The organism is Halarchaeum grantii (assembly GCF_014647455.2).
Classification (GTDB): domain Archaea; phylum Halobacteriota; class Halobacteria; order Halobacteriales; family Halobacteriaceae; genus Halarchaeum; species Halarchaeum grantii.
Window position 1 is genome coordinate 45,276 of record NZ_BMPF01000003.1, and the last position, 20,318, is coordinate 65,593.

Annotated in this window: 19 protein-coding genes; 9 read left to right on the forward strand and 10 right to left on the reverse strand. The window is 64.5% G+C overall.

The features are described 5' to 3' along the window. Positions 1–35 precede the first annotated feature (35 nt). Entirely contained in the window at positions 36–389 is a 354-nt protein-coding gene (locus IEY12_RS10180; protein WP_188883611.1) for a DUF8105 family protein, read from the reverse strand. A 220-nt stretch (positions 390–609) separates the two neighbouring features. On the opposite strand from IEY12_RS10180, the gene IEY12_RS10185 reads away from it, so the two are divergent. Genes IEY12_RS10185 through IEY12_RS15730 form a run of 4 tightly spaced genes read left to right on the forward strand, consistent with a single transcriptional unit; the run spans position 610 to position 3,752 of the window. Further along, positions 610–849 (forward strand): hypothetical protein, encoded by a 240-nt coding sequence (locus tag IEY12_RS10185; protein ID WP_188883612.1) that lies wholly within the window; start codon positions 610–612, stop codon positions 847–849. A 12-nt stretch (positions 850–861) separates the two neighbouring features. Continuing rightward, a complete protein-coding gene (locus IEY12_RS10190) occupies positions 862–1,710 on the forward strand; it encodes an RNA ligase family protein (RefSeq protein WP_188883613.1) in 849 nt (282 codons plus the stop codon). Positions 1,711–1,728: 18 nt separating this feature from the next. Then, positions 1,729–2,808 (forward strand): RNA ligase family protein, encoded by a 1,080-nt coding sequence (locus IEY12_RS10195; RefSeq protein WP_188883614.1) that lies wholly within the window; start codon positions 1,729–1,731, stop codon positions 2,806–2,808. Next, positions 2,805–3,752, forward strand: a complete 948-nt coding sequence (locus IEY12_RS15730; protein ID WP_229871173.1) for a hypothetical protein — start codon at positions 2,805–2,807, stop codon at positions 3,750–3,752. The genes IEY12_RS10195 and IEY12_RS15730 overlap by 4 nt, the downstream gene beginning before the upstream one ends. 635 nt (positions 3,753–4,387) lie before the next feature. Here IEY12_RS15730 and IEY12_RS10210 read toward each other — a convergent pair. The 3 genes from IEY12_RS10210 to IEY12_RS10220 all read right to left on the reverse strand — a co-directional run bounded on the left by IEY12_RS10210 (position 4,388) and on the right by IEY12_RS10220 (position 6,746). Continuing rightward, positions 4,388–5,443: a hypothetical protein gene (locus tag IEY12_RS10210; RefSeq protein ID WP_188883615.1), complete on the reverse strand. Its 1,056-nt coding sequence runs from the start codon at positions 5,441–5,443 to the stop codon at positions 4,388–4,390. A 198-nt stretch (positions 5,444–5,641) separates the two neighbouring features. Continuing rightward, on the reverse strand, positions 5,642–6,034 hold the full coding sequence (locus IEY12_RS10215; RefSeq protein ID WP_188883616.1) for a putative zinc-binding protein: 393 nt from the start codon (positions 6,032–6,034) through the stop codon (positions 5,642–5,644). A gap of 451 nt (positions 6,035–6,485) precedes the next feature. Next, positions 6,486–6,746 carry a hypothetical protein gene (locus IEY12_RS10220; RefSeq protein WP_188883617.1) on the reverse strand — a complete coding sequence of 87 codons (261 nt, stop codon included), beginning with the start codon at positions 6,744–6,746 and terminating at the stop codon, positions 6,486–6,488. A gap of 155 nt (positions 6,747–6,901) precedes the next feature. On the opposite strand from IEY12_RS10220, the gene IEY12_RS10225 reads away from it, so the two are divergent. From IEY12_RS10225 to IEY12_RS10235, 3 genes are read left to right on the forward strand one after another with little or no spacing between them, the layout of a single operon-like run. Further along, positions 6,902–8,479, forward strand: coding sequence for a TrkH family potassium uptake protein (locus IEY12_RS10225; RefSeq protein ID WP_188883618.1), 1,578 nt, complete (start codon positions 6,902–6,904; stop codon positions 8,477–8,479). Continuing rightward, positions 8,476–8,697 (forward strand): hypothetical protein, encoded by a 222-nt coding sequence (locus tag IEY12_RS10230; protein ID WP_188883619.1) that lies wholly within the window; start codon positions 8,476–8,478, stop codon positions 8,695–8,697. The genes IEY12_RS10225 and IEY12_RS10230 overlap by 4 nt, the downstream gene beginning before the upstream one ends. A 21-nt stretch (positions 8,698–8,718) precedes the next feature. Continuing rightward, complete coding sequence (locus tag IEY12_RS10235) at positions 8,719–9,396, forward strand: potassium channel family protein (RefSeq protein ID WP_188883620.1); 678 nt, start codon at positions 8,719–8,721, stop codon at positions 9,394–9,396. 270 nt (positions 9,397–9,666) lie between these two features. Here the strand turns inward: IEY12_RS10235 and IEY12_RS10240 are convergent, their stop codons facing one another. Then, a complete protein-coding gene (locus tag IEY12_RS10240) occupies positions 9,667–10,410 on the reverse strand; it encodes an Lrp/AsnC family transcriptional regulator (RefSeq protein ID WP_188883621.1) in 744 nt (247 codons plus the stop codon). A 439-nt stretch (positions 10,411–10,849) separates the two neighbouring features. Here IEY12_RS10240 and IEY12_RS10245 point away from each other — a divergent pair, with 439 nt between their 5' ends. Beyond that, positions 10,850–13,183, forward strand: coding sequence for an amino acid permease (locus IEY12_RS10245; RefSeq protein ID WP_188884010.1), 2,334 nt, complete (start codon positions 10,850–10,852; stop codon positions 13,181–13,183). Positions 13,184–13,272: 89 nt separating this feature from the next. Here the strand turns inward: IEY12_RS10245 and IEY12_RS10250 are convergent, their stop codons facing one another. Beyond that, on the reverse strand, positions 13,273–13,635 hold the full coding sequence (locus IEY12_RS10250; RefSeq protein WP_188883622.1) for a DUF7964 domain-containing protein: 363 nt from the start codon (positions 13,633–13,635) through the stop codon (positions 13,273–13,275). A gap of 562 nt (positions 13,636–14,197) precedes the next feature. On the opposite strand from IEY12_RS10250, the gene IEY12_RS10255 reads away from it, so the two are divergent. Next, entirely contained in the window at positions 14,198–16,144 is a 1,947-nt protein-coding gene (locus IEY12_RS10255) for a glycoside hydrolase family 127 protein (protein ID WP_188883623.1), read from the forward strand. 5 nt (positions 16,145–16,149) lie between these two features. Here the strand turns inward: IEY12_RS10255 and IEY12_RS10260 are convergent, their stop codons facing one another. From IEY12_RS10260 to IEY12_RS10275, 4 genes are all read right to left on the reverse strand, one after another. After that, positions 16,150–16,965 (reverse strand): IclR family transcriptional regulator, encoded by an 816-nt coding sequence (locus IEY12_RS10260; protein ID WP_188883624.1) that lies wholly within the window; start codon positions 16,963–16,965, stop codon positions 16,150–16,152. Between the two features lie 441 nt (positions 16,966–17,406). Further along, complete coding sequence (locus tag IEY12_RS10265) at positions 17,407–18,504, reverse strand: ABC transporter ATP-binding protein (protein ID WP_188883625.1); 1,098 nt, start codon at positions 18,502–18,504, stop codon at positions 17,407–17,409. 10 nt (positions 18,505–18,514) lie between these two features. Next, positions 18,515–19,387, reverse strand: a complete 873-nt coding sequence (locus IEY12_RS10270) for a carbohydrate ABC transporter permease (RefSeq protein WP_188883626.1) — start codon at positions 19,385–19,387, stop codon at positions 18,515–18,517. After that, complete coding sequence (locus IEY12_RS10275) at positions 19,384–20,295, reverse strand: carbohydrate ABC transporter permease (RefSeq protein ID WP_188883627.1); 912 nt, start codon at positions 20,293–20,295, stop codon at positions 19,384–19,386. The genes IEY12_RS10270 and IEY12_RS10275 overlap by 4 nt, the downstream gene beginning before the upstream one ends. Positions 20,296–20,318: the final 23 nt, after the last annotated feature.

The window sequence follows — 20,318 nt, forward strand, 5'->3', positions numbered from 1 at the left end:
CACGAGTCGTGACCGATGGGTCGAATCAGTATTGGTCATTCCCCGTCTCCTGACTCTGTCTCCTTGACGTCCGTCGACCGTCGCTGATCGCGGATGTCCTGAAGGATCGCCTCGAGCGTCTCGGTGTCGTCGATCTGTTCGAGTTCGTCGACGAGTTCGGTGAGTCGTTGCTGGTGGGCGACGGTTTCGGAGTCGCCGTGCTCGGTCTCGATCTCCGTCAGGGTGATGTGCCGGGCTTCACTCCATCCGCACGTCCAACATTGCCGGTGCAGAACCGCGCGTTCGCCGTCCTCGAGATCGACGATCGCGTCGCCGAGCTGTGTCGACGGTGGCCACCGTGGGCCGACCTCTCGGGAGACGTACGACCCGCTGCAGTCCGGACACTCCATACACCACACTCGCGCGGCGTACGCCTAAGTGTGACTGGATCGACCACACCGGACGCGTCCAGTCAGAGGCGACAGAAAGCACTTATACTGTCCTACGGTAGCGAACGAGCATGCGTTCGTACTCGGTGGTCGGAAAGCCACGGATTCGGTGACGCGGTCCGCACGACCACGCCCCCACAGGGCTCGTAGCGGGCTGTACCATCGGATCTGTGCTCCACACATGGATGACGCTGACCTCCTTCGACGCGAACTGCGTGCCGCACGTGAGGAACTCGTCCGCAAACGCGCTGACGCGGACGACCACGTCGCGACCACGAGCCAACTGCCGCTCATGCCCGAGCGTGACGACGAGTTCCTCCGACTCGCGCTCATGAGCATTGACAACCTCGAAACGCATATCGACCGCCTCGAACGCGACCTCGCAGACCTCGAAAACGGCATCGACCACCCCGACGACTAACCCCCATTCCCGATGAAGAGCTACCCCTCGATTCCGCGTGTCGCGACCGCCCCGGACGGCCTCCTCGAGGACGGCCACCTCTGGCTCGTCGAGAAGGTCGACGGCGCGAACTTCCGCTTTCAACTCCGGTCGTCGGGCGCGCTCCGCTTCGGCGATCGGAGCCACGTCTACGACGACGCGGACGCGATGCCGACGGCGTACGCACACGCCGTTCGACACGTTCGCGAGCACCTCGACCGCGATGCGCTCCGCCGAGCGGTCGCCGACGTCGAAGACGTCGTCTTCTTCGGCGAGGCGATGCATCACCACACGATCGACTACGACTGGGACCGAACGCCCTCCTTCCTCGGGTTCGACGTGTGGTCCGAAGCGGACGACGCGTTCCGGCCGCCAGACGCCGCCGAGCAGATCTACGAGCGACTCGGCCTCCAGCCCGTGAACGTCTTCGAACGCGAAGTGAACACCCGCGACTTCGACCCAGACGACTACGCCATCCCCACGTCGAAGTACCGCGATGGGCCCGCCGAGGGCGTCATCATCCGGGATAAGCAGGGCCGGCGGGCGAAACTCCTCCATCCCGACTATCGCGAGGTCGACGACACCGTCCCCGTCGACGCGTCCGCCGAAGAACTCGCGACGCGGTACGCGACCCGACGACGCTTCGAGAAACTCCACGCGAAACTCGACGACCACGACCAACCCGCCACCGTCGACACCCTCTACCAGCGGATGCTGGAGGACATCCTCCGTGAGGAACACAAACAACTCCGGCACGGCAGCGAGCCCGTCGACATGCAGGCGTTCCGCTCCACGATCGCCGCCCGCACCCGCGCCTACCTCGATCCCGACCAAACCCTCTGACCACCACCCACCACACCGATGAAGGTCTATCCGAAAATCCCGCGCTACGACCATCCCGTCGTCCCAGATGACTTCTTCGACGCGGACGACCTCGTCGTCGTCGAGAAGTTCGACGGAAGCGCCTTCCGCTTCACGCTCTACGACGAACGCTACGCCGACAGCTATCCGAATCCCGTCGTCGAGGCCGCGGACGGCGACGGGAGTCTCGTTTTCGGGACGCGCCGCTCGATCATGGGCTGTCACCGCGACCCGCTCACGGAGATCGACGGTGCGCTCCACCGTGCAGTCCGCTGTCTCCGCGACGGCGTCGATACGGACGCACTTCGAGAGCTGCACGACGAGTACGGGAGCCCGGTCGTCGTTTACGCGGAGAACCTCGTCTACTCGACGCTCGACTACGGCTACACCGACCGTGAGCTCCCGGCGCTCGTGGGCTTCGACGTCCTCCCGTTTGATCGGATCGAGACGTACACACCACCGGGAAGCCCGTACGCGGAGACCTTCGCGGGCTTCCTCGATACGCCGACGACGTGGCGAATCCTCGACCGGATCCGTCGTGAGGACATCCCCACCGAACACGCGCTCGTCCCGGCGACCATCCTCGACGACCACGCCACGATCGACCCAGACACGTACGACGTGCCACAGTCGTCTCTCAGCAACGGCGTCCACGCGGAAGGCGTCGTCGTGCGCAGCGACACCCAAGAGCGACGCGTCAAGATCGTCCGTGAGGCGTTCCACGAGCTGAACCGCGAACAGTTCGGCCAGAACCCCAGCGAGGCTGAGACGGGCGCCGAATACCTCGTCGCGACCTACTGCACGCCCGCGCGGATCCGCAAAGAGGTGCGAACGATGGTCGTCGAGGACGGCCGCGAGTTCGGCCTCGACCTCGTCGACGACCTCTACCCGCGCGTCGTCGAGGACATCTGGGCCGAGAACTATCCCGAAATCATGCGCCTCGACAGAGCGATCGTTCCCGGCGAGGTGTATCCGCTCGCCGCGAAGCGCTGTGCCGCCGAACTCCGGAAGATGCAGACGAACGCCGAACTGAATGACACCGACCCGACGACGATCTGGCAGCACCTCACTGACAGATGACCGAGTATCCACGTGACGAGATCAGCGGACGCGGTGGTGACCCCGAGGCGATCAGCGACCGCTATCGCGAGCAGCAACCCGAGTCGATCTCCGTCTCGTGGCCGGACTTCGTCGAGACCGTCCGCAACGAGGACGACACGATCGAGTACATCGCCGCGATCCAGGACGCCCTCACCAGACTCGAGCGGCGCAAGCGCGAACGGGACACCACTATGCCCGTCTCGGCACGCTGGGAGACGGACGTCCAACAGCGCCTGATCGCGGCGTACGCGTTCGCGATTCCGACACGCGAGGCACTCGAGTATCTTCACGATCAGGGCCCACTTGTCGAGCTCGGTGCGTGGAAGGGATACTGGGCGTACGAACTCGATAACCGCGGCGTCGAGATCACCGCCTACGACGCCGATCCCGTCCTCAACCCGTGGTTCCCGGTCGAAACGGGTGATCAGGACGTCCTGCTCCAGTACGGTGAGGCCGAGACGCTCGTGCTCTGCTGGCCGCCGGTCGGTCCGATGGCATACGAGGCGCTCCTCCTCCACGATGGGGACGTCATCTACATCGGTGAACGACCGGGTGACGGGTTCAAGGCGTTCGCTGATATGCGGTTCTTCGACGTCCTCGACGCCCGCTACGAACACAGCACACAGATTGACCTGCCGAGCCATCCAGGTGCAAAGGACGACCTCCGTCGAACGTACGAGGAGGAGTATGGCGGTGTCGCGTACACGAAGCACCGACTCGCCTGCACACTCTTCGAGCAGCCGTACCTCACGACGAAGACCGTCATGCGACGCTTCGATGTCGAGCAATCCACCGCCTATCGGGCGATCACCGCGCTCGAAGACGCCGGCGTCCTTGAGGAGGTTCCCGGAGGCGGCCCCCGACAGGAGTATCGCGCTCGCGAGATCTTCGACATCCTCGAACAACCACCACAGACGTACTAAGTCGCGTCCCGCACTCAGCTCGCCGAGATGGTCGTCGTCTTCACCACACTCACGAGTCTCGGCGAACACGACACACACGTCAATCGCCTCCGACGCGCCCGGCGGGCTCCGCAAGACCCTCCAGAGATGTGGATTCGGGACGGGTGAGTGGGGCTGGTCGGAGTGAGGACTGGGGCGCTGGTGGTGGCGTCGATGGGGGGGTGTCGGGGTGTGAGCGGGATGGTGTGTGGGGACTGTTTCACCCCCGAATCGCGTCCAAAATCGGTCGCAGTCACTCGGCTTTCGACCCGGTGGCGGCCGGGGTCGCGGCGTCGACGTCACCGACTCCCGGCGTCGAGCCGGCCACCGTTGCGCACGTACTGTGGGTGCCCGGGACACCGCGAATCCGGCAGCCGTGGGCGGTGACACGCCACCGACGCCGACTCGGACGCCCACCTCACACGACGCCCGACCCATGCTCGGGCGCCCCCGGCCAGCCTTCACCGTCGCGGTGTCTGCGCTGCGCCGAGGCGATTTCCAACAGCACAGAGGAGACCCACCCGGGGTATTCGGGTCGAAGGCGGAGTAGACGATCCCCATCGTGTATCGCGAAAGGACCGACGTCGGTCCGCCACATCCGGTCGACCGCCCGATGGCTACTTGGTCAGGACGTAGGTGTCGAGAAGAGTGAATGCGATCGGAAGGAGAACGGAGGACGCCAGCCGGATGAGAATGGAGACGGAGAGCGGGTAGAGGCTCACCGACTGGTACTCGTGGAAATCGTCACGGAGCGTCCGGATTTTGAGCTGTGTCTCGAGCTCGGATAGCTCGCCACCCGCAGACTCCACGGCGGACTGGTTTCTGAGTGTCTGGATTTTCTCCCGCTTCTCCTGCAGGATCCGGTCGCGGACCTCCTGCGCCCGCCGGTTCACGTAGAGCGTCGGATAGACGAACGAGAGCACGATCACCCCGATGTAGGCGACGACCGCGACGTAGACGAGCGATTGGTAGCCGCCGCGAGCCGCGAGCGCGAATGCGAACGGCAGTGCGAGCGAGCCGATCGAGACCAGGAGCGTCGCGCGGATGGAGAAGTACCCGATCGTACTCAGCCCGCCGAGGCCGTCGTGATGGAGCGGATCGATCGTCAACTCGAGGGTTCCCACAGCGCGGACACAGAGGATCGTCGTCAGCGCACCGTGGAGGCCGATTCCGGTGATGATCGACCACCACGCCGCGAAAATCAAGTAGACGAGCAACGCCGGGTCCAGAAGCCCGCTCACGCCGATGGACTGGAAGAAGTCGATATTCGCGATCACGACGCTTTCGATGAGGAGCAGCCAGGGGACGATCAGGTACCCGTAGCGGGTCGCGAAGAACCGTTCGTACTCGTTGGTGGTCGTGATGAGCGCGTCGTCGTCCACGACGACGTCTGCGACTTCGGTAATGAACGTCGGAAATATGTGTTCGTCGTAGTGCCAGATGAGAACCGGCCCGATGGCCGCGATCGTCGCGACGAGCGTTTGCATCACGAGTACCTGGAGGCTGTGTGACCCGTCTGCCAAAATGAAGAACAGCGCTGTCAGGAGATAGGGGATGAGGCCGATGGTCAGGAGTGCAGAGAGCGGTGTGCTGAAGGGGAGCCTCGATCCGGTAGCTTCGACGAGGGTTGTCATCCAAATCGAGTGATCAGCGTACTCCTCGTGATCTGTCATGTGTGGCGTGGTTGTATGGTTGAGAGACCCCCGCATAATAGTTTGCAGCCACCGCACGTCGGAGCGGAGCGGCCAGTACTGGCCACGAGACCCCATCGTGTCGAGCTGAGCCACGCGACTTCACTGAACGAGCGGGTGTGCTGAACCGCGTGATCGCTGTCGCGGTTTAACGCCCCTGCTGAGCGTGGGGTGACATGATCAGGTGCTCGTCGTCGCGGTCGCTTCGAGCTCTTCGACTTCGGTTCGGAGGTCCTCGAACAGCTCCTCGGCCTGATCGTCGTCGTAGTCGGTGTGATACTCCTTCGGGACTCCCTGCTTGGCGAGATTGACGTGGCGGTCCGGCGTCACGTCGTGGTTTTCGAGGCTCTTCCGGGCACACTCCAGCGGGCAGCCATCGATGACGAGCATCGGTCGGTCCGACGTGGCCGTGTTGACCAGCGGCCCGACGCCACCGCCGACGCCGGCGATACAGGACATTTCGGCGTGACGCTCCCGGTCGAGTCTGACCGCGAGGTCGTTGGCCATCTGGGCCGCGCTCGAACACCCTGAACAGGAGTAGACCAGCGGCAGGTCGTCGTACTCGTTCGACATCACCTCGGCGTTCCGTGGCAGCCAACGAGAGAGTTGTCCCGAATCCGTTCGCCTCCGACCACACCGCCCTGGTAGGGCGGTTGGGCGGCCGAGGGGCGTCACCCGAGGTAGGTGTCGCGGAGCCACTCGACGGGGTCATGGCGGTGAGGCCGGGGGGTGTCGATGTGGAACGCGATGGGCGTGGTGGCACTCGAGTCGGTCTTCTCGACGCGACCGGCCCCTCCAATGGGTCGTTGAGCGCGGCGGGGACGTCGTGGCCAACGAGGTCGAGGCGGCGGTTCCCGTCGATCCCGTCGTGGGGGACGACCGTGATCACCGATGGCTCGGGGTCGGCGCCGTATTCGTGCTCGGAGTATTGCTGGGTGGCCTCGACGCCGAGAACGATTCCGAGACCGACGGTTCCACTCGCCGCTGCCAGTGTGACGCACCCAGCGGTAGCCCGTGAGAATGCTCACTCACTCTCGCTACGATAGCCGATGAATGTCCAGTGGGCGTGGTAGTCCGTGCCGTCGAGTGCATGAGTGACGTCGAGTTGGTACAGCGCGCGCTTGATCGCGCCCGTCTCGTCTTCCTCGAACAGGATGACTTCCGCTTCGTGGCGAGTGCGTTCGATGATGCGGTATCGCTCGACGGCGTCCCTGTCTGCGATTTCATCGTCGAGGATATCCTCGATCGGGGGGCGAGGGTCCTTCGCTCCGTCATCTGTTCCCATGCCAGATTACATTAGACCGTATGCCCATGATATTTTCCAATACCCAAATTAACGCACCCGAATACTCCTTCTCAAGGAATCGTATTTATACACCTAATTCAGATAGATAACTTGCACCGATAGGTATTTGTTTCGGCTCTTAGTACGAGCGGGGCATGCAGGAGTCCTCTGCGACGATCGGCCGGGATCTCGGCCGAATCTTTCAGGCGTTCTCCGTGATGCCGCTGCTGTCGCTCCCGGTCGCCCTCGTCTGGAACGAGCTCTACGCAGTTCCTGCATTACTGGTGTCGGCGGTCCTCCCGCTCGGGGTCGGAACCGCACTCGCCCGTCGGTTCGCCGGCGCTGCCGAGCCGGGCAAGCTCCACGGGATGATGATCGCGGCGAGCGGGTGGTTCCTCGTCGCCGTCTTCGGCGCACTGCCGTTCCTCCTCGTCGCGTGGACGCAGCGGTTCGCGCTCTTCGGCGCGCCGCTCCTCTCGGAGACGACGGCGGCACACCTCTCCGCGCTGAACGCGGTCTTCGAGAGTCTCAGCGGCTTCACCGGGACGGGACTCACGATGAGCGTGAACGAGTCCGAACTCCCGCACACGCTCCAGTGGTGGCGGTCGTTCATCGAATGGATCGGCGGCGTGGGCGTCATCGTCCTGACGACGGCGATCCTCGCCCGTCCGGGAAGTGGGAGTCTCACCCTCTACGAGAGCGAGGCGCGCTCGGAGAAGATCCACCCGAGCATCGTGTCGACGGTCCGCACCATCTGGTGGATCTTCCTCCTCTTCACCGTCTTCGCCATCCTGGTGTTGTGGCTGGCGGGGATGCCGATGTGGGACGCGGTCAACCACGCGATGACCGGGCTCGCCACCGGCGGGTTCTCCATCACGGACGGCTCGATCGCGACCTACGACAGCCCCCTCATCGACTTCGCACTGCTTCCGATTATGGTGCTCGGGAGCATCGCGTTCCCCGTCCACTATCTTGTCCTCCGTGGTGATCTCTCCCAGCTGTACGAGGACCTCCAGACGCGCTGGGTGTTCGGTTTCTTCGGACTCCTGTCGGCGTTCCTCGTCGCCATCATCTACAGCCAAGGCGTCTATCAGTCGACGGAGACGATCACCTTCCTCGGCACCACGCTCACCGGGAACGCCGCCGCGCTCTTCCAGTCCGTCCGGTACGGCGTCTTCCAGTTCGTCTCGGCGGCGTCCTGTACGGGCTTCCAGACGGCCAACTCGCTCGGAACGGAGTGGTCGATGGCTGCCCAGATGACGGTATCCATCGGGATGGTGGTCGGCGCGGCCGCCGGGTCGACCGTCGGCGGCATCAAACTCGTCCGGTTCGCCACGCTCACGAAGGGGACCGCCTACCGCATCCGGAACGTCTTCCTGCCGCAGTCCGCCGTGACACACTTCGAACTCGGCGGCCGGAAACTCGACGACCAAGAGGCCGCCCGGGAGTTCGAGGAGGCCGCCATCATCACGTTCCTCTGGGTCGTCTTCCTCGCCATCAGTGCGTTCGTCCTCATGCTCACCGTCGACTCGTCGTTCACGCTGCCGAACGTCCTCTTCGAGGTGGCGAGCGCACAGGGGAACGTCGGGCTCTCGGCGGGCATCACCGGGCCGGAGATGCCGACGCCCGCGAAGGTGATCTTCCTGTTCAACATGTGGATCGGGCGCCTCGAGATCATCCCCGTGCTCGTCTTACTCCGTGGGCTCCTCTATCGTGAGGGTGTCTTCCAATGAACCTCAGCAACTGGCCGGTCATCCGGCAGCTCCGCGAGTTCGGCGGTGACGACGCCATCGTGGACGCGCTCATCGTCGTCGGTCTCGCACTCGTCATCGCGGGCGCGCTTGTCGGTCGTCACCCGGCCGTCGTCGGCGCCGCAACGCTCTACGTCGTCGCCGTCGCAGTCTACCCCGTCTATCGAGCGCTGCGACGACGCACGCAGAACCGTCCGTAACCCACTCACCATCACACAACCATGTACGTCATCATCGTCGGCGCGGGCAACATCGGCTCGCAAGTCCTCGAACTGGCCGAACAGACACAGAACGAAGTCGTCGTCATCGAACGCGATCCGGACGTCGCCGACCGCACCGGTCGCAAACACGATTGTCTCGTCATCAACGCGGACGCGACGGAGAAGGAGACGCTCGAAGACGCGGGTGCCGCACGGGCCGACGCCATCATCTGCACGACCGACGAGGACGCCACCAACATCATGTGTCTCCTCCTCGCGAAGGAGTTCGAGATCCCCTCCCTCGTCACCGTCGTCCAGAACCCCGAGCACATGAACGTCTTCCGCCAGATCGGCGCGAACGTCCTCGAGAACCCCCAGCGTCTCATCGCCGAATACCTCTTTCGCGCCGTCCAACGCCCCGCTATCAAGGACTTCATGTCTCTCGCCGGGGGCGCCGAGGTGTTCGAAGTCACGGTCACCGAGACCGCTCCCATCGCCGGGAAGTCCCTCCACGGAGCCGACGAAGCCGACCTCATTCCGGAAGACGTCCTCGTCGTCGCCGTCGAGCGCGGTGAGACCGTCGTCACACCCCGTGGCGGGACCGTCGTCGAGGCCGGCGACCTCCTCACGGTCTTCTCACGGGAGGGCGCGACAGACGACATCCTGCGGGCGTTCGCAGGGACGGATACCGACCAGTGAGACGGGCTCCGACGAGACGATGAGGGCCGAGAGACCGCACGGCGGCCGAGGCCCTCGTCCGGACGCGGGGACGCACACCGACGTCGCCGGACGGTGTGTGTCGTGAGAGCCCTCGTGCGGCTGTGGAAACGGGGCGTCCGACTCGGCGACGACGGGTTCTACGAGTGTCGTCACTGTGGAACCGTCGTCGAGTCCGCGAGCGAGACGTGTCCGGTCTGCTGTTCCGAGGAGATCGCGAGAATCGACCTCCGCTAGGTCGCTACGAGACGCTCAGGCGTCGGCCTCGAACGGCTCGATGGCGACGCCCTCCGTGCTGTAGCGTGAGAAGATGGTGACGAGATCGTCGGCTCGGATCTCGGTGAACCCACGCGGGGTGATGATCTCGTCGTCGCGCTCGATGGCGATGACGAGTAGGTCCTCGTCGAGGAGGCCGGATTCGTTCGCCTCGGAGAGCGTGAGGCCGGCGATCGGTGAGTTCTCGTCGACCGTGAGCTCGATCACCTCGGCCCCTCCGGTGAGGCTGAGGAAGTCCCGCATCGGCGAGTTTCGCGGTCCGTCGCCCGGTCCGAAGTGGTCGAGTGGCACCGTCTCCTCCATGTGGACGATGTGTTCGTCCTCGATGTCGAGCCCGAGGTCGGCGAGTCGCCGCGAGATGACGGTCAGCTCGTCGGAGTTCGCGCCGATCGCGGTGACGTGGAGGTTCCGTCGGCCGGCGAGGAGTTCGCGGACGTTGACGACGCCCGGGATGTTCGACACTTTCTTCGCTTGTTTCTCGCGGTCGGCGACCGGCGCGGTGCAGATGAAGAGGTTCTGCATCCAGTTCTCGCCCCGCTCGTAGTTGATGGCCGCGTGATAGCCAGTGATAACGCCTCGTTCTTCGAGCTGCTCGATACGGTTCCGAATCGTCGCGCCCGAGACGTTCACCTCGTCGGCGATCATCGGTGCGGACGTGTTCCGTGCGTCCTCGACGAGGCGATAGAGGATACGCCGATCGACTTCGTCCAACCGCTCCATACCGACAGTACGAGCCCCGAAGCTAACAGTCTTCGCATACCACCTCGGGGGTTCGTCTGGCACGGCTCGGTCACGTCGAGGCGTTCGCACCGTCGGACGACCCGTCCCGTGTTGCCAATCAACGCACTTTTCGAACCGAAATTATACGCGTCTTCTGTGCGTTATACACCACTATCGACTGTTTTTATATGGTGTGGGCGAAACGTCCGCATATGAGTACGTCGAGGCTCGGCCCGATGGGCTATCGACCAGCCCCGGTCGGTGAAGCCCGTCTCGGGAAGGCCCACGAACGGATTCGTGCTCTCACGCATCGAATAGACGCCGGGACCTACTCGGCTTCTCGCTGTCCGGGCGGCCAAACCGGACCGGCCTCTCGACCGGGTGATCGCACGTGAGCGACGCGGACTCCGGAGGGGCGACCACGGAGCTCTCGCGGGACATGAGCCTCTTCGACATCACCTTCATCGGCGTCGGCGCGATGATCGGTGCCGGCGTCTTCGCCCTCACGGGCTTCGCTGCGGGTATCGCCGGCCCCGCCCTCACCATCGCGTTCATCATCAACGGCTTCGTCGCGCTCTTCACCGCCGTGAGCTACGCCGAACTCGGCGCGGCGTTCCCCGAGGCCGGCGGCGGCTACCTCTGGGTGAAAGAGGCCCTTCGGGACCCGAACGGCTTCTACGCCGGCTGGATGAGCTGGTTCGCCCACGCCGTCGCCTGCTCGCTCTACGCGGTGACGTTCGGGACGTTCTTCACCGTCCTCGCCGTCTACGCCATCCCCGGTCTCTCCAACCACTTCGTCCTCTTCGGCGTCCTCTCCCAACACTGGACGGAGAAGCTCATCGCCGTCCTCGTCGTCATCGCGTTCGCCTACATCAACTATCGCGGCGCCGAAGAGACCGGGAAAGCCGGCGTCGTCGTCACGGGACTCAAACTCCTCATCCTCGGCATCTTCATCGTCTTCGGTGTGCGCGCCACCCTCACCGCCCCGCAGTGGGCGGGGAAGTTCCTCTCCAGTCCCATGTTCGCCCCGAACGGCGTCTTCGGGATCATCGGCGCGATGGGCTTCACCTACATCGCCTTCGAGGGCTACGAGATCATCGTCCAGTCCGGCGAGGAGGTCGTCGACCCCGGGACGAACATCCCGAAAGCCGTCTTCTACTCGCTCGCCATCGTCATCCCCATCTACGTCCTTGTCGCCTTCGTCTCGATCGGCGGCATCACCGTCAACCAGCACATTCTCGACCTCGCGGGTGTCGCGGGCACGCCCGCTGACTGGACGACGTGGCAGATCCTCGGCGAGCTCGGCGAACTCGGCATCATCCGCGCGGCCGGCCAGTTCGTCCCCTACGGCGTCCCGCTCCTCCTCTTCGCCGGGCTCGCCGCCACGGTCTCCGCGCTCAACGCGACCGTCTACTCCTCCTCGCGCGTCTCCTTCGCGATGGGCCGCGACCGCGTCCTCCCGCCCGTCTTCGACAACGTCCACCCGGAGAAACGTACGCCCCACATCGCAATCGCCATCTCCGCGGTGATCATCGTCGTCATGGCCATCGCCCTCCCGATCGAGTCCGTCGCCGCTGCGGCGGACATCATGTTCATCCTGCTGTTCGTGCAGGTGAACTGGACGCTCATCCGGATGCGCAAGACACACCCCGACCTCCCGCGGACCTACGAAGTCCCCTACATGCCGTGGCCGCCGCTCATCGGCATCGTCCTCCAGTTCCTCCTCACGCCCTTCCTCGTCTACGAACTCGGCCTCCAGGCCATCGGCATCGGCACGAGCAACGAGGGGTTGATCGCGCTCGTCACGACCATCGTCTGGATGGGGCTCGGTCTCGTCGTCTACTACGGCTACTCGCAGGCAAAGGAAGAAGAGCAACTCGAAGAGGAGACCCCGACCGTCGTCGTCGAGCAGGAACCCGCCGACCGGGAGTACCAGATCGTCGTCCCGGTCGCCAATCCGGAGACCGCCGATCAGCTCATGCACACCGCCATCGACATGGCGCGTGAGAACGACGGCGAGATCCTCGCGCTCAGCGTCGTCACCGTCCCCCAGCAAACCCCGCTCGAGGAGGGTCGCGAGTTCGTCGATGACGAGCGCGAACTGTTGGCCCAGACGATGGAGATCGCCGAGGACGCGGACGTCCCGGTCAGCGGCACGATCAAGATCGGCCACGAGGTATCCACGGCGATCCTGAACACCATCGAACAACACGGCAGCGACGCCGTCATCCTCGGCTGGCGCGGGCGCTCTCGACGCCGTGACTTCGTTCTCGGGAGTAACGTCGACGACGTCGTCACGGGCGCGAAGTGCGACGTCCTCGTCGAGCGCATCGACGAGACGATCCAAGACGTCGAGCGGGTCCTCGTGCCGACCGCCGGTGGTCCGCACGCCGAGCTCGCAGCCGAAGTCGCACAGGCGATCTCACACACCACGCACGCACACGTCGACGTCGCCCACGTGGTCGAACCCGGTGGCTCGGAGGCTGACCACGCGGACGCGGAAGAGCTCGTGGACACGCTCGCATCGACGCTCGCCGACGACGTCGAGGTCGGAACGCGCGTTCTCGAAGGCGACGTCGTGGACGCAATCGTGGACGCGTCGGGAGAGTACGACGTGACCGTGATCGGGTCGTCACGAGAAGGCCTCCTCCAACAACTCGTCTTCGGGGCCGTTCCCGAAGCCGTCGGCGAACGTGCGAAGGGCACGGTCATCATGGTCAAGCGCCACGGGACGTTCCGCTCGTGGCTCTCACGGTGGTTCACCTGGACGTAGCGCGACGTCGCGTCCACCGGCACCGTATTCGAACGCGCGTGCGCGACGGCTGCGGGCGGGCTCCGGACGGCCGTGTCGCTCCCGTCGCCCTAGGCGTGTCGCTCGTAGGCTTCGACGAGTCGACTCCCGAAGCCGCGTTCGCGCTCGAGGTCGTCGACCTCGCTGCGGAGCGCGCGCTGTGCCGCGCCGATGGCGGATTCGGGGACGTCCTCGATGCTCGCGACGTCGTCGAGGTCCTCGCGGTGGACGACCGACCAGCCGCCGTCGGGGTCGAAGGCGACGCCGCGAACGCCCCGGTTCGTGATGAAGGCGGCGGCGACGACGAGCGTCCCGTCGACGGCGTCGAACTCGAAGCGCTCGACGGGGCGAACGGTGACGAACGCGTCCGAGTCGCCGAGCGCCGCGACTTCCCGCGCCGTTAGCGGCCGCGACGGCAGTGAGGAGAGATCCATACGCCTCCTCCGTGTTCGAGTGCCCTCGGCCTTTCGGATGCGCGGCGACGCCGCGCGTCGTCGCCCGGCGACCATGAACGCGATGAAGCCGCGGCCGTAGCCGCGCTGATACGTCCGCTTCGCGAACGCGAGCCGCGACCGGGTCGGTGTAGGCGCTTCGCCGACCGAGGACGTTCGAGAAGCCGGTGGCGACGCCCGCGAAGGCGAGCGCGTCCGGGCCAGCGACGTCGTCCGCTTGGTTCCCGTACCCGGCTTCGCACCGCACAGTCGCGGCGACGCCGGGACGTCCGGCGTGTTCTGACTCGTGGCCGCATTCGGAGACCAGTCTACCCGACACACTGTGTATCTAGATGATACTACGCCCGATGGAGACGGCGACCGGGCTGCATCGCGCGCCCTCGCGGCGCTTCTCGACTCGGGCGAGCCACCTCGAAGCCGCCACCCCCCTCCATTGTGCCGGTCGATCTCGGGCTCGGAGGATTCACCGACCGACAGTTCCTACCAGCGAAACACCGCACCTGTGCCCACCGGGATATTTATCCGGTGACGTTCTCCTATAAATATGAGCGGCACCTATTGGTCGCCTGGACTCAAAAACGTCAGAATACGCGACGATTTCTGGTCACCTCGTCTGAAGACGAACTCCTACATCTCCCTCGACCAGCAGTACGATCACCTCCAAGCGAACGGCTCCCTCGATAATTTCCGTCGCGTCGTCGGCGAGGCCGGTGGCGACTTCGAGGGCCCGCCGTTCATCGACGCGAACGTCTACAAGTGGATCGAGGCCGCAAGCTACGCGCTCGCGACCGACGAAATGACGACTCTCAGAGGGAAAGTCGATACCGTAATCTCCCTGATCGAACAGGCGCAGGCCGACGACGGCTATCTGTTCACGTACTTCATGCTCGGGGACAACTCGGGACGGTGGTCGAACTTCACCATGATGCACGAGTTGTACTGCGCCGGGCATCTGATCGAGGCCGCGGTCGCACACCACCGCGCGCTCGACGACGATCGCCTCCTCCGGGTCGCCCGTACTCTGGCCGACCACATCGACGAGCGATTCGGCCCGGACAAACAGGACACGATACCGGGCCACGAGGAGATCGAACTGGCGCTCGTTCGGCTCTACCGAGTCACCGACGACGACCGATATCTGGATCTAGCGGGCTACTTCATCGACCGCCGGGGACGAGACCCCTCACCGTTGGCGGCGGAGCTACCGGAACTCGAGCAGATGGTGGAGCGGGGCTCGTTCAGCAAAGAGCAAAAGGAGAGCGGGTGGTCCGTCGTCGGGTATCAGGACACCTTACGCGACGACTCCGGGGAGTACGACGGCCTCTGGGCGCAGGATCACGCTCCCATCCGTGACCAGCGACGCGTGGAGGGACACGCCGTCAGAGCCGGGAACCTCTACGCCGCCGTCGCCGCGTACCTCCACGAGGTCGACGACGACGAGTTGTTCGCCGCAGTCGAGCGCCTGTGGCGGAACATGGTGACTCGCCGGATGTACGTCACCGGCGGCGTCGGCTCGAGCCCGGACACCGAGTCGTTCACCGAGGATTACGACCTCCCCAACGACACCGCCTTCGCCGAAACCTGCGCGTCCGCGAGCGCGATATTCTGGAGTCAGAACATGTTCGAGCTGACGGGGGAGGGACGGTATATCGACACCCTCGAGCGCATCCTCTACAACTCCCTGCTGTCCGGTGTCTCGCTCGACGGATCGCGATACTGCTACAACAACCCCCTGCAGACCGACGAGGAGTACCACCGAAACGAGTGGTTCTACGTCGCGTGCTGTCCGCCGAACCTCTCCCGCGTCCTCGCATCGCTCGGCGAGTACATCTACGCTCGATCCGAGCGCGAACTGCTGTGCAATCTCTACGTGAGCAGTACCGTCGACACGACTCTCGCGGGCACCGACGTCACCGTCGAGCAGCGCACCGAGTACCCGTGGGACGGAGACGTGGCGGTCGACCTCTCCCTGGACGACTCGGCGACGTTCACGCTCGGCTTCCGCATCCCCGACTGGACCGAGAACTGGGCGGTCACGATCAACGGCGAGTCCGTGTCCGTCGCGCCGACGGACGGCTACGTGACGGTCGACCGGGAGTGGGATGACGGGGACCATATCGAGGTGTCGCTCGCGATGGAGCCGGACGTCGTCGTCGCGCATCCCGACGTCGAGAGCGACAAGGCACACGCGGCGCTGCGTCGCGGGCCGCTCGTCTACTGCGTAGAGGACCTCGACAACCCCCATCCGGCACGGCACCTCATCCTCTCACGGCCGGACTCGCTCAGCGCACGATACACCGAGTCGATGCTGGACGGCATGACGGTCATCGAGGGGGAGGCGAGCGTTCAGGACGCACAGGAGTGGCAGGACGCGCTCTATCGGTCGCTCGACTCGGTCGCGGAATCCTCGACCGAGTTTCTCGCGATCCCGTATTACGCCCGGAACAACCGCGGTCCGACGTCGATGCGGACGTGGCTGCGTCTCGCCTGACTCGGTCAGTCCCGCCCCGACGCGTGGACCGTCTGCTCGACGTCCAACTTCCGCTCGATGACCGCTGCGGTCCGGACGACCTGCTGGCAGATGCGCTCTTGATACGCACCGTTGATGCGTTTCGAGAGCCCGGTGACGGCGACGACTGCGAGCGGTTCGTCGTCCTCGTCCAAGACGGGGGCGGCGATCGTTTTGTGCTCGACGTCCGTGAGATGTGACTCCGAGCGCGGCCCCGTCTGGTCGGGTTCGGCGATGGACGGCCCGCTCCCGGTGTGGTCTTCGGAGATGACGAACCCGTCGACTCGGGCCTGCTCTAGCTCCGCCGCGATATCGCCGTCCGAATCCGCGACCACGCCCGCGGACGTGGTCCCGTTCGGCTCGGCGTGCTCGCCGTCGGAGCGGAAGGCCAGCAGGACCTTCCCGACCGAATGCTCGGTGATCGGCACGTTCGAACCGGCCGTGACCGACAGCGTCGTCTTCTCGCCCCTCGCGTAATGGAGGATGGTGACCACGTCGTCCTCTGGGACGGCCAGATACGATAGCTCTCCCGTCTCGTTCGCTAAACTGTCGATCGCTTCGTGCCCGTGCTGATAGACGGGTCGCTGGTTCTTGATCGTCTCGCTGATCGTGAGGAACTTCAGCGATAGCTGGTATTTCCCGTCGGACTTGAATGCCAACCCGTTCGCCCGCAGCGTCTGGAGGTGCGTGTACACGGTGCTCTTGTGGTACGGTGTGTCGTCGGCGAGTTCCGTGACTCCCGCACTCCCCTTCTCGAGGAGGAGGTCGACGATCCGGAACAGTTTCTCGTTCGATTTGAGCACGTGTACCCCTCTACGAGTGGATACTCGTCCACGTGCTCACTAAACTCTGTCGGCACCCGTGGGTGCGCCGCCTGCACTGGGGAGCGGATGACCGAACGGCCGGGCTCGCCGGTCCCCGTCGCCGGCGGGGAGTCGACGCGGGACGACGCGCGCTTCTCGGCGCGGCGCTCGCGGTGGTGGGTAGGTGCTCGAACCGGATGTTCGTCGCCCTCTCGCGCAGAGAACTACACGTCCTGATGTTTCGGTATATGTTCCGATTCGTCGCAGAGCACACGTGTCGGTGTCGATTCCGGTTCAGAACGGCGACAGATCGCTGCGGGGCGCGTCGAATCGTGGTGATGTCGGTTGGTTCGGTCGCCTGTTCTCTCTAGAGAGAAGTGGACGCCTATCCCCTTCTCGGTCGTCCGATTGGACCCCGCGCCCGTCTGGGCGGGGAGTCCGTCACGCGAGAGTCGTGGTCCCCTCGGAGGCCAACGGCGGGTTGTAGACAGCGTCGTCGTTGGTGTCGAACAGATGGACGTGCTTCGGGTCGATCTCGACACCGACGGTGTCACCCGGGTCGAGGTGTTTCGAGCCGTCGACTTGCGCCACGATTGTCTCGTCCAGGCCGTCGATCTCCAGGTGGATGATGTTGTACGCGCCGATCTGCTCGAACACGGTCACCTCCGCGGAGAAGTCGCCGTCTCCGCTGGGGACGATGGTCAGTTCCTCGGGTCTGACTCCCAGCGTCGCGACGTCGCCCGAGATTCCGCTGGGCGCCTCGACCGAGAACGCGGCGGTCTGGAGCGTCCCGGACGCGTCGTCGTAGCGGCAGTCGAGGAAGTTCATCGAGGGGCTCCCGATGAACCCGGCGACGAAGCGGTTCGCGGGCTGCGAGTAGACGACCTCCGGGGTGTCGACCTGCTGGAGGTTCCCGTTGTTGAGAATCGCGACGCGATCCGACATCGTCATCGCCTCCTCTTGGTCGTGCGTGACGTAGATCGTCGTCGTCTGGATCTCCCGATGGAGCTGCTGGAGTTCCGCGCGCATCGACGTGCGGAGTTTCGCGTCGAGGTTCGAGAGCGGTTCGTCGAGGAGGAAGACCTCCGGGTCCCTGACGATGCTCCGCCCGAGCGCGACGCGCTGTTGTTGCCCGCCGCTGAGCGAGGGCGGGTTCTTGTCCAGATGGCCCTCGATGCCGAGCATGGAGGCGGTTTCGTCGATCCGACGCTCGATCTCCTCCCGTGAGACGCCGGTGTGATCCAACGCGAACGACATGTTCTCTCGCGCCGTCATGTGGGGGTACAGCGCGTACGCTTGGAAGACGAACGCGAGCTCGCGCTCCTGCGGGGAGGCGTACGTCACGTCCCGCCCACCGAAGTCGATGGTTCCCTCCGTCGGCGTCTCCAGGCCGGCGATCATCCGTAGCGTCGTGGTCTTCCCACACCCGGATGGGCCGACGAGCGTCAGGAACTCCCCGTCCTTGATCGTCATCGACAGGTCGTTGACCGCTACTAGGTCGTCGAAGCGCTTCGTGATGTTGCGTAGTTGTATTTCCATTGTATCTCGATTATTCCATTTCGAGGCCGGCGATTCCTTCGATGAACTGGTCGGAGAACAGCGCGAACAGGATGACGACCGGGAGGGTCGCCAGCGTGCTCATCGCGAAGAGTTGGTTGTAGACGGTCGCGCCGTGGATCCCCTGGAACGATTGGAGTCCGACACTGATCGTGTACAGCTGCTCCGACTGGAGGAACGTCAGTGCGAACAGGAATTCGTTCCACGTGAAGACGAAGATCAACATCCCCGTCGCCACCATTCCGGACTTCACCAGCGGAAGGATCACCTTGATGAAGATCTTCCACTCCGGGATTCCGCCGATCCTCGCGGCTTCCTCCAAGCTCTCGGGCAGGTTCGTCATGAAGCTGTGTAGGAGGAAGACGGAGAACGCGAGGAAGAACGTGCTGTAGACGAGGATCAGCCCCACTCGCGTGTCGACGAGGCCGAGACTCGCCAGCAGGTTGTACAGGGGAATGAGGAGGATCTGCGCCGGGATCATCAACAGCCCCAGGAACAGCAGGTAGACCGGGTTCGAGCCGGGGAAGTCGAAGCGGGCGAGCGCGTAGGCCGCCGGCGTCGAGATCGCGAGCGCCACCACGGTCGACCCGCCGCTGATCAGCATCGTGTTCAGGAACCACTGCCCCCACGGCCCGGTCTGCCACGCCGACAGGTACGGCTCGATCGTCGCCGGACTCGGAACGAGCGCCGGTGGGAAGACCCCGATCTGTGAGGACCCCTTCAGGCTCGTCGCCACCATCCAGTAGAGCGGAACCAGCACGAAGAGCGCCGCGAGCACGACCCCGACGTAGCGGAGGCCGCGCTCCCACGCGACGCCCTCGCGATCCGGATCGAACAGCCCGCTGATGCGATCGGCGACGCTCATATCTCCGTCCCTCCGGATAGCTTGATCACGATAATCGAGAGCACGAGCGACAGCCCGAAGAGGATGAACCCGTACGCGGCACCCTTCCCGAAGTTGAAGTAGCTGAACGCGACCTTGTAGAAGTGCGTGGACAGGATCTCGCTGGAGTTCGAGGGGCCGCCGCCGGTCATGACGTAGACGTGGGCGAACGCGCGAACGGTGTCGATGATCCCGAGGACGACCGTGATCAGTATCGCCGGCTTGAGTAGCGGCAGCGTGATGTGCCGGAACATCGCCCAGCGGGATTTCCCCATGATCTTCGCCGCCTCGTAGACGTCACTGGGAAGCCCCTGCAGGCCGGCGAGGAGGATCACCATGTAGTAGCCCGTCCGCTTCCAGGCGACCATCAGCATCACGCTCGGGAGCGAGAGGGTCACCGAGTTTAGGAACCGCGCCGGCTCTTGGATGATCCCGATGGTCACTAGCGCCCAGTTCACGAGACCGTCGGGACTGAGCAGCCAACTGAAGACGATCCCGGACACGACGATGGGGACGACGACCGGGACGAAGATCAGCGATCGGAGGAAGGACTGGCCCTTGATGCCACGGTTGATCATCATCGCGAGCCCGAGTCCGAGAACGAGCGGCACGATGATCATCCCGATACTGAAGATGAGCGTGTTCTTCGCCGCCACCCAGAACAGCGGGTCGGTTACGACGGCGACGTAGTTGTCCAGCCCGACCCATCTCGCTTCGCCGCCGAGCGTGACGACCTCCTGAAAGCTCAGGATGAACGTGTCCACGAGCGGATACGCCATGAACACGGCGATCATCACGAACGCGGGAAGCAAGTAGAGGTACGGCCGCCACTCTCGCCGGCCCTGAGCGGGCGTTAGCTTCCCGAGCAGCCTATCTTGTATTTCGGTCATGTTTGATGTATTGGACGACAGTG